The organism is Pseudomonas sp. WS 5532 (genome assembly GCF_012985445.1).
Classification (GTDB): domain Bacteria; phylum Pseudomonadota; class Gammaproteobacteria; order Pseudomonadales; family Pseudomonadaceae; genus Aquipseudomonas; species Aquipseudomonas edaphica.
The window spans coordinates 55,185-68,580 of the sequence record NZ_JAAQWK010000005.1 but is presented as its reverse complement, the minus strand read 5'-3'; the positions used below and the strand labels follow the sequence as shown (position 1 = coordinate 68,580).

Genomic DNA, 13,396 nt, shown 5'->3' with positions numbered 1-13,396 from the left:
ACCTCCTGTACAGGGATAACCGTATAGAGGGTAGCGCAGGTCTGTCGCTTACGGCGTGTCGCGAAAATGCTGATAGCCGCGCACGGCTGGCGTGATGTCTTGCCCGGCGGCGTCAATCAGCGTCACGCCCTGCCCCGCCGCGACCCGGCCGATCACGTGAATCGGCCAGCCGTCCGCCAACAGCGGCGCCAGCTCGGCCGGTGGCAGGGTGAACGCCAACACATAGTCGTCGCCCCCGCTCAACGCGGCCACACGGGCATCGTCATCGCCAACAAACGCCAGCAACGCCTGGGATAACGGCAGTTTCTCACGCTCAATGACCAGCCTGACAGCCGATGCCTTGGCGATATGCCCACAATCGGCCAGCAGGCCGTCGGAGATGTCCATCGCAGACGTGGCCTTACCCCGAAGCGCGAGGCCCAGCGCCAACTGCGGTTGCGGCGACCAGTAATGGGCGAGCAGCGGATCAGCGATAGCTGCGTCCGCCGTGCGTTGCCCCAATACCAGCGGCAAAGCGCCGGCAGCGTTACCCAGCTCACCACCCACACACAGCAAATCACCCGGCTGCGCACCGCTGCGAACCAGCGCCTGCCCGGCCGGCACACGGCCAAACACGGTCAGGGTCAGGCTCAGCGGCCCGCGCGTGGTATCGCCGCCCACCAGCCCCACGCCGCAGCTTTGCGCCATGGCGTTCAAACCCTGGGCGTAGCGTTGCAGCCAATCGGCATCGACGGTGGGTGTGGTGAGTGCAAGGGTAAAGGCCAGAGGATGGGCGCCCATGGCGGCCAGGTCGCTGACTGCCACGGCCAACGAGCGCTGGCCGAGCAGGAACGGGTCACAGGGGTCGGCGAAGTGTACGCCAGCCACCAGCGTATCGGTGGAGATTGCCAACTGCTCCCCGGCAGGGAGCGCCAGCAGGGCGCAGTCGTCGCCGATCCCCAAGGCAATGCCTTCACCGCCCTGCGCACAGGGCGCAGCGGCGAAGTAATTGCGGATCAGCTCGAACTCACCCATTCGGGACTCAAGCGACTTAGCGCTTGTGTTCCTTCACTTCAGCTTCGCGCAGGCGCGGGGCCAGCTTGTCGAGCACGCCGTTGACGAACTTGTGGCCGTCGGTCGAGCCGTAGACTTTCGCCAGCTCGATACCTTCGTTGATCACCACGCGGTAAGGCACGTCGACGCGCTTGAGCAACTCCCAGGTGGACAGGCGCATCACGCACAGTTCAACCGGGTCGAGTTCTTCAATGGTCAGGTCCAGGCATGGCGCCAGAGCCGTGTCGATCTCGGTCAGGTTGGCATGCACACCGTGCAGGATATCGTGGAAGTAGCTCTGGTCGGCAAACGTGAAGTCGTTGTCGACGCGAAACTGCGCTTCGATTTCGTTCAGCGAGGCTCCGGCCATCAGGCGCTGGTACAGCGCCTGGGTCGCGAGTTGACGCGCCTTACGGCGCTTCTCGCTTTTGGATGGCTTGCCGGCATCGGCTGGACGCGGATCCTGTGGGTTGAACTGATCGCTCTCGTCGGAAATCACTTGGCCTCCAACTGCGACAGCAGGCTAACCATTTCCAGTGCGGACAAGGCAGCTTCTGCGCCCTTGTTACCGGCCTTGGTGCCGGAGCGCTCGATGGCTTGCTCGATGGAATCTACGGTCAGTACGCCGAAAGCGACTGGCACGCCGAACTCCATGGACACCTGGGCCAGGCCCTTGGTGCATTCGCCAGCCACGTATTCGAAGTGCGGAGTACCGCCCCGAATGACCGCGCCCAGGGCGATGATCGCCGCGTATTCACCCTGCTGTGCAACTTTTTGCGCAACCAGTGGAATTTCGAAGGCGCCAGGGGCGCGGATGATAGTGATGTCGCTCTCGCTCACACCGTGGCGAACCAGGGCATCCACGGCACCGCTTACCAGGCTTTCAACCACGAAGCTGTTGAAGCGGCCAACCACCAGGGCATAGCGGCCTTTGGGGGCGATGAAGGTACCTTCGATGGTCTTCAGGGTCATTCGACAAATCTCTTAAAGAGCCGGGACGCGAAAAGTGCGTCCCTCAGTGATGATTTAACCGCGAACAAGGGGCAGAAAACGCCAGCCTTTATTCGGAGGGCACGTATTCTACAACTTCCAGGTCGAATCCGGATATCGCATTAAATTTCATCGGTGCGCTCATCAGGCGCATTTTGCGCACACCGAGGTCACGCAGAATCTGCGAACCGGCACCGACGATGCTGTAGGTGGTCGGTGTTTTGACCTGGGTGTGCTCGGCGGTTTCACGAATATGCGCGAGCAATACGTCGCCATCCACCGGGTTGCCCAGCAGCAACACCACACCGCTGCCGGCCTCGGAAACCGCGGCCATGGCGGCACGCAGGCTCCAGCGGCCCGGCTGCTTGACCATCAGCAGGTCGCGCAGCGGGTCCATGTTATGCACGCGCACCAGGGTCGGTTCTTCAGCGCAAATGCTCCCCAAGGTGAGGGCCATGTGCACATCGCCTTCGACTGAATCACGGTAGGTCACCAGGTTGAACTGGCCCAGTTCGCTGTCCAGCGGCTGCTCGGCAATCCGCTGAACGGTACGTTCGTGGATCATGCGGTAGTGAATCAGGTCGGCAATGGTGCCGATCTTGATGCCGTGTTCGGCAGCAAACGCCTCGAGTTCGGCGCGACGGGCCATGGTGCCGTCGTCGTTCATGACTTCGCAGATCACGCCGCTTGGCTCGAAACCGGCCATGCGCGCCAGGTCACAGGCCGCCTCGGTGTGGCCGGCGCGAGCGAGGGTGCCGCCCGGTTGGGCCATCAGCGGGAAAATGTGGCCGGGGCTCACAATGTCTTCGGCCTTGGCGTCTTTGGCCGCAGCGGCTTGCACCGTGCGCGCACGGTCGGCGGCGGAAATGCCGGTGGTGACGCCGGTGGTCGCTTCAATCGATACGGTGAACTTGGTGCCGAAACCCGAGCCATTGCGCGGCGCCATCAACGGCAGCTTGAGCAGCTCGCAGCGCTCGCGGCTCATGGGCATGCAGATCAGCCCACGGGCGTGCTTGGCCATAAAGTTGATGTGCTCGGGCTTGCACGCCTCGGCGGCCATGATGATATCGCCTTCGTTCTCGCGATCTTCGTCATCCATCAGGATGACCATCTTGCCTTGGCGGATGTCTTCAACCAGTTCTTCGATGCTATTGAGCGCCACGCGGCACCCCCTTGGTCAGGATTTCAGGTAGCCGTTAGCGGCCAGAAAACTTTCAGTGATGTTCCCGGATGCTGGCTCTGCGGCCTTATCGCCCATCAGCAGGCGCTCCAGGTAACGGGCAAGCAAGTCGACTTCCAGGTTCACCCGGCGACCTGGCTGGTACGACGCCATGATGGTTTCGCTCAGGGTGTGCGGGATGATGGTCAGTTCGAATTCGGCGCCATTCACGGCGTTCACGGTCAGGCTGGTGCCGTCGACGGTGATCGAGCCTTTGTGGGCGATGTACTTGGCCAGTTCTTTCGGCGCACGAATGCGAAATTCCACGGCGCGCGCGTTTTCGCTGCGCGCAACCACTTCGCCGACGCCGTCAACGTGGCCGCTGACCAGGTGGCCGCCCAAACGGGTGGTCGGGGTCAGGGCTTTTTCCAGGTTTACCGGGCTGCCGGCTTTGAGGTCGTTCATCGCGGTGCAGTCCAGGGTTTCCCGGCTGACGTCGGCGGCAAAGCCGTTACCCGGCAACTCGATGACGGTCAGGCACACGCCGCTGACAGCGATGCTGTCGCCCAGCTTGACGTCGCCGAGGTCGAGCTTGCCGGTTTCAACCAGCAGGCGTACGTCGCCGCCCTTTGGGGTCATGGCGCGGATGCTGCCGATGGATTCGATAATGCCGGTGAACATGGCCTTCTCCTGGAAAACGGGACGGGCGCTGGAGCGCCCGGTCGGAATTATACGCTCGCTGGTGGTAGCGGGATGGCAGTGACTCGCCAGTCGTCGCCTACAGCGCGCATTTCAGTGATCTTGAGTTGGGGGGCGTCGGCCAGTTTCTCAAGCGGCCAGTCGAGCAAAGGCCGGGCGGCGGAGCCCAGGAACTTGCCGGCGACGAAAATCACGTATTCGTCGACCAGGCCTTGCTGGGCAAACGCGCCCGCCAGGCTTGGGCCGGCTTCCACCAGCACTTCGTTGACGCCACGGGCTGCCAGCGCCAGCAGCGCCGAACGCAGGTCGACCTGACCTTCAACGCCCGGCACCACCAGGCATTCCGGGCCACGCGGGAACTGGTTTTCCGGGGTGACGCAGGTGATGACCAGCGCCGGGCCGGCCTTGAAGAACGGAGCGTTGAGCGGCACCCGCAGGCGACCGTCGATCAACACGCGCAATGGCGGGCGCGACATGGCCAGAGCGGTGGTTTCTTCGTCCAGACCAAGCTCAGCGGCGCGCACAGTAAGGCGCGCACCGTCGGCCAGCACCGTATCGGCGCCGGTCAGCACTACACTGGCCTCGGCGCGCAGGCGCTGCACGGCGGCGCGGGCAGCCGGCCCGGTAATCCATTGGCTTTCGCCGCTGGCCATCGCGGTACGGCCGTCCAGGCTCATCGCCAGCTTGACCCGCACAAACGGCAGGCCGTGTTCCATACGCTTGAGGAAGCCGGGGTTCAGCGCGCGCGCTTGTTGTTCGAGTACGCCGCTGTGGGTTTCGATGCCGGCTTGAGCCAAGCGCTGCAGCCCGCGCCCGGCCACTTCCGGGTTCGGGTCCTGCATCCCGGCCACTACGCGTGCCACACCGGCGGTCACCAGCGCATCGGCGCAAGGCGGCGTGCGCCCATGGTGGCTGCACGGCTCGAGGGTCACGTACACCGTGGCGCCACGGGCCTTGTCGCCGGCGGCGCGCAGGGCGTTCGGCTCGGCATGGGGCTCGCCGGTGCGCTCATGCCAGCCTTCGCCGACAATCTGCCCATCCCGCACAATCACGCAGCCCACTCGTGGGTTGGGGTGGGTGGTGTACAGGCCTTTGCGCGCCAATTCGAGGGCGCGGGCCATGTAATGGGCATCGAGGACGGCTTGTTCGGCAGACGGTGGGTTCATTCTTTGGCAGGCTCACGGGCCAGGCGGTCGATCTCTTCGCGGAACTCATTGAGGTCCTGGAAGCGTCGATACACGGAGGCGAAACGGATATAGGCGACTTCGTCGAGCTTTTGCAGCTCGCCCATCACCAGTTCTCCAACCACCAGGCTCTTGACCTCGCGCTCGCCGGTGGCGCGCAGCTTGTGCTTGATATGCACCAGCGCCGCCTCCAGCCGCTCGACACTCACCGGGCGTTTTTCCAGGGCGCGCTGCATACCGGCGCGCAGTTTTTCTTCGTCGAAAGGCTGGCGGCTGCCGTCGGACTTGATCAGACGTGGCAACACCAGTTCGGCGGTTTCGAAGGTGGTGAAACGTTCACCGCAGCCAGAGGCCAGGCATTCGCGCCGGCGGCGTACTTGATCGCCCTCGGCGACCAGACGCGAGTCAATGACCTTGGTGTCGTTGGCACCGCAGAAGGGACAGTGCATGGTTGGCAGGCAACAAAAAATGGGAGGGCCATGGTAGCGCATCCCCGTGGCAAGACAAGCCATAGCCTTTACGGTATATAGGCTGACTATTATGTTTCATATTTTTTAAGCCACGGATTTTGTCCTTTCTGGAGCCGTACATGCAGTTACGACCACTTGTTTTACTCGCCCTGTTCAGTTTTCTGGTCGCCTGTAGCAGCGAAGCCCCAAAACCGTCGACACCACAACCCGCGCCTGCCCAAGAGAAAAAAGTCCCCGGCATTGAAGACCTCGGCCCCTTGCCGGCTTACCAGCGGGAAATCAACGGCACTCTGAATGGCGTGCCAGCCAATGCCGAAGTCGAACTGGCCCTGCTGGTAATCGATGAGCGCAACCGCCCGCAACAACTGCTCGCCAGCAGCGTACTCACCGGCAACGGCAAGCCCCTGGCCTTCCGCTTGCGTTTTAACCCAGAGGCTTTCCCAGCCGGTGCACGGGTTGAACTGCGCGGTCGCGCCAGCCAGTCCGGCCAGTTGATCCTGCACCTGCCTGCGGTGCGTATCACCCAGGCGATCACCCAGACCACCGGCCCTCTGCAACTCGTCCGGGCACCATGACGCCACCGCTGGGCCTGCAACGCGCCCTGAGCGAACTGATCGGCGACGCACAACTGGTGCCCTGCCCGCTGCCGGGCACCGAGCTGTCGTTGTGGCTGCTGGACGCAGGCAACATGGACCGTGCCTTCAGCCAGGAAGAGACCCGGCGCATCCTGCATGAACCGCCGTACTGGAGTTTTTGCTGGGCCAGCGGTTTGGCACTGGCGCGCTACCTGGCAGCGAATCCCGAGTGGGTGGCGGGCAAACGCGTGCTGGATTTTGGCGCAGGTTCCGGTGTGGCTGCGATTGCTGCGGTTAAAGCGGGCGCGCTGGAAGTGGTGGCCTGCGACCTCGACCCGCTGGCTTTGGCCGCTTGCCGGGCAAACGCCGAACTCAATGGTGTAGCGCTGAGTTATTCAGCCGACTTTTTTGCCGAGGCCGACCGCTTCGACCTGATCCTGGTGGCCGACGTGCTCTACGACCGTGCCAACCTGCCGCTGCTCGACCACTTCCTGACGCGTGGCCATGAAGCGCTGGTGGCCGACTCCCGGGTGCGCGACTTCCAGCACCCGGCGTATCAGCGCCTGGACATCCTCGATGCGCTGACGCTGCCGGACCTGGCCGAGCCTTGGGAGTTTCGCAAAGTGAGCCTGTACCATTCGCGGCGCGCTTGAGGCCATCGCGGGCAAGCCAGCTCCCACAGTTGAGCGCATTCTCCAGTAGGGGCTGGCTTGAACTCATCATGCTTTCAGCCAACCTCGCCAGCCCTTATAGTTGCCCCATTCCCGCTTTATTCGAGACGCCCCATGAGTGAGCCCACGCCGTACATCTTCGACGCCACCACTGCTACGTTCGACCAGGCAGTGATTCAGAACTCATTCGAAAAACCCGTGCTGGTGGATTTCTGGGCCGAGTGGTGCGCGCCGTGCAAGGCATTGATGCCGATGCTGGCGAAAATTGCCGAGAGTTATCAGGGCGAGTTGCTGCTGGCCAAGGTCGATTGCGAGGCCGAGCAGGACATCGTCGCGCGTTTTGGCATTCAAAGCCTGCCCACGGTGGTGCTGTTCAAGGACGGCCAGCCGGTGGATGGATTTGCCGGGGCGCAGCCGGAGTCGGCCGTGCGAGCGATGCTCGAGCCCCACGTGAAGATGCCGCCACCGAAGGCGGCTGACCCGCTGGAGCAGGCCCAGGCGTTGTTTGCCGAAGGCCGTATCAGCGATGCCGAAGCGGTGCTGGTGGCGCTGCTGGGCGAGGACAACACCAACGCCGCCGCGCTGATTCTGTATGCACGCTGCCTGGCCGAACGCGGCGAACTGAGCGAAGCCCAAACCGTGCTCGACGCGGTGAAAAGCGACGATCACAAAGCCGCCCTCGCCGGCGCCAAGGCGCAAATCACCTTCCTGCGCCAGGCCGCCGACCTGCCGGATGCCGCCGACTTGAAAAGCCGCCTGGCGCAAGACCCGCAGGACGATGAAGCAGCCTATCAACTGGCGATTCAGCAACTGGCGCGCCAGCAATACGACGCCGCGCTGGAAGGCCTGCTCAAGCTGTTTATCCGCAACCGCAGCTACAGCGAAGGCCTGCCGCACAAGACGTTGCTGCAGGTGTTCGAACTGCTGGGCAATGACCACCCGCTGGTCACGGTGTACCGTCGCAAGTTGTTCGCCGCGCTGTATTAATCGCCGATCCAGCTGTACAGCGGCGTATCCCCGCCGCTGGCCACTTTCACACTGGCACTGTGGCGCAGCCGTACCAGCAGGCGTTTGCCTGAGACTGCATCACCGGCCAAGCCTTCAAGCTGATCAAGCAACTCAAGCCCATTAAGTTGCCCGGCCTTGCGCAACAGATCCTGGGCGTTCTGCCACAAATCATCGTTGTGTTTGACCGGCGCAACAGCCGGCGCGCTCGGCGCCGGAGTTGCCTGCAAGTGCTCGCCCAGGCGCGCCCAATCGCCGTCATCGAGTTCCAGGGTCAAATCCACCGGCAAGTCACCGACGGTTCCACGAATTCGCAACATCGCTCTTACTCCCGCAGTTTTCCGACCCGCATGCTCCCACGCGACTTGCGCAACGCCAAGCGGGCGTTCAAACTGGCGCGAATATTGTTATAAGATCACATAACAAAACTTTCATCTTATGGAGCCTTCTCATGCGCCGTCTGCTGCTTGCCTTGCCGTTTGCCCTGCTGCCCCTGGCCATCGCCCACGCCTCCGATGAACACGATCATGAGCATGAACACGGCAGCCTCGGTGCCCACGAACATGGTGTCGGCCGCCTCAATGCGGTACTCGACGGCCAGGCGCTTGAGCTGGAATTCGACAGCCCGGCCATGAACCTTGTGGGCTTTGAACACAAGGCCACCACGCCTGCCGACAAAGCCAAGGTCGCCGCCGCACGCAAGCAGCTGGAAAACCCACAGGCGCTGTTCAAGCTGCCCAAATCTGCCGGTTGTGTGATCAGCACCCAGGAACTCAACAGCCCGTTGTTTGGCGATAAGCCTGAAGCCGACCATGATGAGGACGATGACGACCACGCCACCGACGGCAAAGGCACTGCCGCCCACGAACATCATCACGACCACAGCGAAATCCACGCGCACTACCAGTTCACCTGCGCCACGCCGACCGCGCTGAGCAACCTCGACCTGACCCAAGTGTTCAAGACCTTCCCTGCCACCCAGAAGATTCAGGTACAACTGATCGGCCCAAGCGGCCAGCAAGGTGTTGAAGCGACGGCCACGACCGCCACTCTTAAATTCTGATTTGAAACACGGTCAATGTGGGAGCTGGCTTGCCTGCGATAGCGGTATAACAGACACATCGATATTGAATGTGCCGCCGTCATCGCAGGCAAGCCAGCTCCCACATTGGATCGGCGCCACGCTCTACAACCAGGCGATATTGATTTCACATGACCCAAGCACTGATCGAACTGTCTGACCTGGGCTTCAACTGGCCCGGCCACCCGCAGTTGCTGGATATCCCCGCGTTCCGCCTGGAAGCGGGGGAAACCTTGTTTCTCAAAGGCCCGAGCGGCAGTGGCAAAACCACCTTGCTCGGGCTGTTGGGCGGTGTTCAGAAACCCAGCCGTGGCAGCATTCGCCTGCTCGGCCAGGAGCTGACCGAACTCTCGGCCGGTGCCCGCGACCGCTTCCGCGTCGATCACACCGGCTATATTTTTCAGCAATTCAACCTGTTGCCGTTTCTCTCAGTGCGCGAGAACGTCGAACTGCCGTGTCACTTTTCCAGGCTGCGTGCGCAGCGGGCGACTCAGCGACACGGCAGCGTCGACCAGGCCGCCGCGACCTTGCTGGCGCATTTGGGCTTGAAGGACAAAGACCTGCTGGAACGCCGTGCCGACTCGCTGTCCATCGGCCAGCAACAACGCGTGGCCGCCGCCCGTGCGTTGATCGGCCAACCGGAACTGGTGATCGCCGACGAACCCACCTCAGCCCTCGATTACGACGCCCGCGAAGCGTTCATTCAGCTGCTGTTCGCCGAATGCCGCGAAGCAGGCGCCAGTCTGTTATTCGTCAGCCATGACCAGAGCCTCGCGCCGCTGTTCGACCGCCACCTGTCGCTGGCCGAACTCAATCGCGCCGCCACGCCCGCAGAGGTTTGAGATGTATCTGTTCCGTCTAGCCATGGCCAGCCTGGCTAACCGCCGCTTTACCGCGATTCTCACTGCCTTCGCCATCGCCCTTTCGGTGTGCCTGTTGCTCGCCGTTGAACGCGTGCGTGTTGAGGCGCGCAACAGTTTCGCCAGCACCATCAGCGGCACTGACCTGATCGTTGGCGCCCGCTCCGGCTCGGTCAACTTGCTGCTGTATTCGGTGTTCCGCATCGGCAACGCCACCAATAACATCCGTTGGGACAGCTTCGAGCACTTCGCCGCCAGCCCGCAGGTGAAATGGGCGATCCCGATTTCCCTCGGCGACTCGCACCGTGGCTATCGCGTGATGGGCACCAACGCGTCCTACTTCGAGCATTACCAATATGGCCGCAAGCAGAACCTCGAACTGGCCAGCGGCCGTGCTTTCGCCACTGACCCATTCGAAGTGGTGCTCGGCGCCGAAGTGGCGGATGCGCTGCACTACAAGCTCGGCGACAAGCTGGTGCTGGCCCACGGTGTAGCAGTGGTTAGCCTGGTCAAACACGACGACAAACCGTTTACCGTGGTCGGCATTCTCAAGCGCACCGGCACGCCGGTGGACCGCACGCTGCACATCAGCCTCGGCGGTATGGAGGCGATCCATATCGACTGGCACAACGGCGTGCCGGCCCAGGGCAAAGGCCGTATCAGTGCCGACCAGGCACGCAATATGGACCTCACGCCGCAAGCGATCACTGCGTTTATGCTCGGCCTGAACAACAAGATTTCCACCTTCGCGCTGCAACGCGAGATCAATGAGTTCCGTGGCGAGCCGATGCTGGCGATCCTGCCGGGCGTGGCGCTGCAAGAGCTGTGGAGCATGATGGGCACCGCCGAAAAAGCGCTGTTCGTGATCTCGCTGTTCGTGGTGCTGACGGGCTTGATCGGTATGCTTACGGCAATCCTCACCAGCCTCAATGAACGCCGCCGCGAGATGGCGATTTTGCGCTCGGTGGGCGCACGCCCCTGGCACATTGCGACCCTGCTGATCTTCGAAGCCTTCGCGCTGGCTTTGTCGGGCGTCGTGGCGGGCGTGGGTCTGCTGTACGTGTGCATCGCCGCGTCGCGCGGGTATTTGCAGGCCAACTACGGCCTGGACCTGCCGATGTCGTGGCCGAGCGAATATGAATGGACCTTGCTCATCGGTATCCTGGCCGCCGCGCTGTTGATGGGCAGCGTGCCCGCGTGGCGCGCCTATCGGCAATCGTTGGCCGATGGCCTGTCCATACGTTTATGAGGAAGCTGTCGATGCATCGTGCCCTGTTTGCGCTGTTGCTGCTGGTGGTGGTGCCCGCCTGGGCCGACGAGCAGCCCAAGGACCTGTCGTGGCAGGAAATGATCCCGCCGGACGCGCCGCCGGAAGTCCCCAACATGAAACCGCTGCACGACCTGTCGAACATGGCCGATGCGCTTTCGGTCGAGGCCGCGCCTGCGGCCAAACAGGAACTGCCCAACGCGCCAGTGGTGCAGAGCCTGAACGGCAAGCACATCCGTTTGCCGGGCTATATCGTGCCGCTGGAAGTCAGCGAAGAAGGCCGCACCACCGAGTTTTTGCTGGTGCCGTATTTCGGCGCGTGCATCCACGTACCGCCGCCGCCGTCGAACCAGATCGTGCATGTAAAAAGCGAAGTCGGCGTGAAGCTTGATGAGCTGTATCAGCCGTATTGGATCGAAGGTGCGATGCAGGTCAAACCGTCTTCCAGTGAGCTGGCCGACGCCGGTTACCAGATGGATGCCGAGAAGATTTACGTCTACGAACTGCAGGAGTAACGCTGATCGAGCTTTCATTGAGCTGAGTCAAAAGATCGGACGGAACGATCTTTACCATTGGACGTACAACTTTTAAACGTCCTTTTGGAGCTCCCATGAACAAGTCTCTGCTCGGCGCGTCCCTCTTCGCGCTCGCCCTCGCCGCCCCTGTCGCACACGCTCACGAAGCCGGCGATATTCTGATTCGCGCCGGTGCAATCACCGTGAACCCGAAAGCAGACAGCGGCCATGTGAAGGTTGACCAGGGGCCATTGGCCGGCACCAACCTGGGCGGCAAAGCGACCATGAGCAGCGACACCCAACTGGGCCTCAACTTCGCCTACATGATCACCAACCACATCGGTATCGAACTGCTGGCCGCCACGCCGTTCGAGCATGACGTGAAGATCAAGAACACCGCCCTGGGCGCCGCCAACGGCAAGCTCGGTACGCTCAAGCACCTGCCGCCGACCTTGAGCGTCGTGTACTACCCGCTGGACAACAAGTCCGCGTTCCAGCCGTATGTAGGCGCCGGTATCAACTACACCTGGATCTACGACGAGCACGTTGGCAGCCGCGCCGAACAAGCTGGCTTCAGCAACTTCAAGGCTGAAAACTCCTGGGGCTGGGCCGCGCAGATCGGCGCCGACTACATGATCAACGACAAGTGGATGATCAACGCCCAGGCGCGTTACATCGACATCAGCACCAAGGCGACTGTGGATAACAATGCGCTGGGCCAAGGCACACGCGCCAAGGTCAATGTGGATGTTGACCCGATGGTTTACATGGTGGGTATTGGTTACAAGTTCTAAACAACACGGCATAACCCAATGTGGGAGCTGGGCTTGTGTGGGAGTCGGGCTTGCCCGCGATACAGGCACCTCGGTGTATCAGTGATACCGGGGTGATGCTATCGCAGGCAAGCCAGCTCCCACACAAGCCCAGCTCCCACATTTTTTTGTGTTGCCTTCAGCTATGTCGGTAGAACCGATCCAGCAACGCCGGCAACCCCGCCCGCCACGCCCGTGGTTTGATGCCGAAGGTGTGGAGGATTTTCTTGCAGGCCAGCACCGCGTGCTGCGGCTCGTCCGCCGCATCCGGCCGGGCCGCGTGGGCCTGGGCGGTGGGAGATTCGATCGCCAGCGGATGGAAATTGCGCGCTTCAGTAAGGATCGCCTGCCCCAGCGCCAACGGCGTGGTCGCTTCGTGGCCAGCGTAATGATAGGTGCCCCACAGCGGCGCCGCACAATCAAGTTGCTTGAGCACCGAAATGATCACCCGCGCCGCATCGTCCACCGGCGTCGGGTTGCCGCGCCGGTCATCGGCCATCAGCAATTCATCCGGCTTCTCGGCACGGGCCAGGAAGCGCCCGAGGGTGCCATCGACACTGTCATCCAGCAGCCAGCCAAAGCGCAGCAGCACATGTTGCGGGCAAGTGGCGCGCACGCTCTGCTCGATCCGCCATAACGCCTGACCGCGCAGGCCCAGGGGCACCGGCTCGTCTTTTTCGCTGTAGGCGGTGGCGCGGGAGCCATCGAACACGCGGTAGCTGGACGGTTGCAGCAAGGTGATGTTGTGGTGCTGGCACAGTTCGGCCAGGCGTTCGATGGCGAACTCCTGGGCGGCCAAACGTGTTTCGCTGACCGCTTCGGCCTGGAACCAGTCGAAATAGTAGGCGAGGTTGATCAGCGCATCGGGACGGGTGTCGTCGAGCAATTGGGTGAGGCTCGCGGCATCCCAGCCGTCTTGGGGCGGTTTAGGTGCGAGGAAACCGATGTCTTCCTCTGCACCGAGGCGAATCAGCGCCTGCCCGAGGGCATTCCCGCCGCCCAGTAACATAAGGCGCATTCGCATAGATTGAGCAGGCCCGGTCTGTTTGGAACGATGGTTATTATCGGCAGGCGTG

Annotated in this window: 17 protein-coding genes; 8 read left to right on the top strand and 9 right to left on the bottom strand. The window is 62.4% G+C overall.

Features of this window, described 5'->3' with window-relative positions:
• Positions 1-48: 48 nt before the first annotated feature.
• The 7 genes from thiL to nrdR all read right to left on the bottom strand — a co-directional run bounded on the left by thiL (position 49) and on the right by nrdR (position 5,513).
• Positions 49-1,014 carry a thiamine-phosphate kinase gene (gene thiL / locus HBO23_RS10875; protein ID WP_017135997.1) on the bottom strand — a complete coding sequence of 322 codons (966 nt, stop codon included), beginning with the start codon at positions 1,012-1,014 and terminating at the stop codon, positions 49-51.
• A 16-nt stretch (positions 1,015-1,030) separates the two neighbouring features.
• On the bottom strand, positions 1,031-1,531 hold the full coding sequence (nusB, locus tag HBO23_RS10870) for a transcription antitermination factor NusB (protein WP_017135996.1): 501 nt from the start codon (positions 1,529-1,531) through the stop codon (positions 1,031-1,033).
• A complete protein-coding gene (gene ribE, locus HBO23_RS10865; protein ID WP_003176356.1) occupies positions 1,528-2,004 on the bottom strand; it encodes a 6,7-dimethyl-8-ribityllumazine synthase in 477 nt (158 codons plus the stop codon). The genes nusB and ribE overlap by 4 nt, the downstream gene beginning before the upstream one ends.
• An 88-nt stretch (positions 2,005-2,092) precedes the next feature.
• Positions 2,093-3,184 (bottom strand): bifunctional 3,4-dihydroxy-2-butanone-4-phosphate synthase/GTP cyclohydrolase II, encoded by a 1,092-nt coding sequence (ribBA, locus tag HBO23_RS10860; protein WP_017135995.1) that lies wholly within the window; start codon positions 3,182-3,184, stop codon positions 2,093-2,095.
• Between the two features lie 15 nt (positions 3,185-3,199).
• Positions 3,200-3,862, bottom strand: a complete 663-nt coding sequence (locus HBO23_RS10855) for a riboflavin synthase (protein WP_017135994.1) — start codon at positions 3,860-3,862, stop codon at positions 3,200-3,202.
• Positions 3,863-3,909: 47 nt separating this feature from the next.
• On the bottom strand, positions 3,910-5,046 hold the full coding sequence (gene ribD, locus HBO23_RS10850) for a bifunctional diaminohydroxyphosphoribosylaminopyrimidine deaminase/5-amino-6-(5-phosphoribosylamino)uracil reductase RibD (RefSeq protein WP_017135993.1): 1,137 nt from the start codon (positions 5,044-5,046) through the stop codon (positions 3,910-3,912).
• Positions 5,043-5,513, bottom strand: coding sequence for a transcriptional regulator NrdR (gene nrdR, locus HBO23_RS10845; RefSeq protein ID WP_015886108.1), 471 nt, complete (start codon positions 5,511-5,513; stop codon positions 5,043-5,045). The genes ribD and nrdR overlap by 4 nt, the downstream gene beginning before the upstream one ends.
• Before the next feature lie 140 nt (positions 5,514-5,653).
• Between nrdR and HBO23_RS10840 the strand changes: the two genes are divergently transcribed.
• From HBO23_RS10840 to trxA, 3 genes are all read left to right on the top strand, one after another.
• Entirely contained in the window at positions 5,654-6,109 is a 456-nt protein-coding gene (locus tag HBO23_RS10840; RefSeq protein WP_056861914.1) for a YbaY family lipoprotein, read from the top strand.
• On the top strand, positions 6,106-6,762 hold the full coding sequence (locus tag HBO23_RS10835; RefSeq protein ID WP_017135990.1) for a 50S ribosomal protein L11 methyltransferase: 657 nt from the start codon (positions 6,106-6,108) through the stop codon (positions 6,760-6,762). The genes HBO23_RS10840 and HBO23_RS10835 overlap by 4 nt, the downstream gene beginning before the upstream one ends.
• 132 nt (positions 6,763-6,894) lie before the next feature.
• Entirely contained in the window at positions 6,895-7,767 is an 873-nt protein-coding gene (trxA, locus tag HBO23_RS10830; RefSeq protein WP_170038030.1) for a thioredoxin, read from the top strand.
• Here trxA and HBO23_RS10825 read toward each other — a convergent pair.
• Positions 7,764-8,105, bottom strand: coding sequence for a hypothetical protein (locus HBO23_RS10825; protein ID WP_170038028.1), 342 nt, complete (start codon positions 8,103-8,105; stop codon positions 7,764-7,766). The two genes, trxA and HBO23_RS10825, sit on opposite strands and share 4 nt — an antisense overlap.
• Before the next feature lie 131 nt (positions 8,106-8,236).
• Between HBO23_RS10825 and HBO23_RS10820 the strand changes: the two genes are divergently transcribed.
• From HBO23_RS10820 to HBO23_RS10800, 5 genes are all read left to right on the top strand, one after another.
• Positions 8,237-8,848 carry a DUF2796 domain-containing protein gene (locus HBO23_RS10820; protein WP_170038026.1) on the top strand — a complete coding sequence of 204 codons (612 nt, stop codon included), beginning with the start codon at positions 8,237-8,239 and terminating at the stop codon, positions 8,846-8,848.
• Between the two features lie 149 nt (positions 8,849-8,997).
• A complete protein-coding gene (locus HBO23_RS10815) occupies positions 8,998-9,708 on the top strand; it encodes an ABC transporter ATP-binding protein (protein WP_017135986.1) in 711 nt (236 codons plus the stop codon).
• A 1-nt stretch (position 9,709) separates the two neighbouring features.
• Positions 9,710-10,975, top strand: coding sequence for an ABC transporter permease (locus HBO23_RS10810; protein ID WP_017135985.1), 1,266 nt, complete (start codon positions 9,710-9,712; stop codon positions 10,973-10,975).
• 11 nt (positions 10,976-10,986) lie between these two features.
• The gene (locus tag HBO23_RS10805) at positions 10,987-11,508 is read left to right on the top strand and encodes a DUF3299 domain-containing protein (protein WP_017135984.1); all 522 of its coding nucleotides are present in this window, start codon (positions 10,987-10,989) and stop codon (positions 11,506-11,508) included.
• 95 nt (positions 11,509-11,603) lie between these two features.
• Complete coding sequence (locus HBO23_RS10800) at positions 11,604-12,302, top strand: OmpW family outer membrane protein (protein WP_017135983.1); 699 nt, start codon at positions 11,604-11,606, stop codon at positions 12,300-12,302.
• A gap of 157 nt (positions 12,303-12,459) precedes the next feature.
• Here the strand turns inward: HBO23_RS10800 and HBO23_RS10795 are convergent, their stop codons facing one another.
• Positions 12,460-13,344 carry a sugar nucleotide-binding protein gene (locus HBO23_RS10795; protein WP_017135982.1) on the bottom strand — a complete coding sequence of 295 codons (885 nt, stop codon included), beginning with the start codon at positions 13,342-13,344 and terminating at the stop codon, positions 12,460-12,462.
• Positions 13,345-13,396 lie beyond the last annotated feature (52 nt).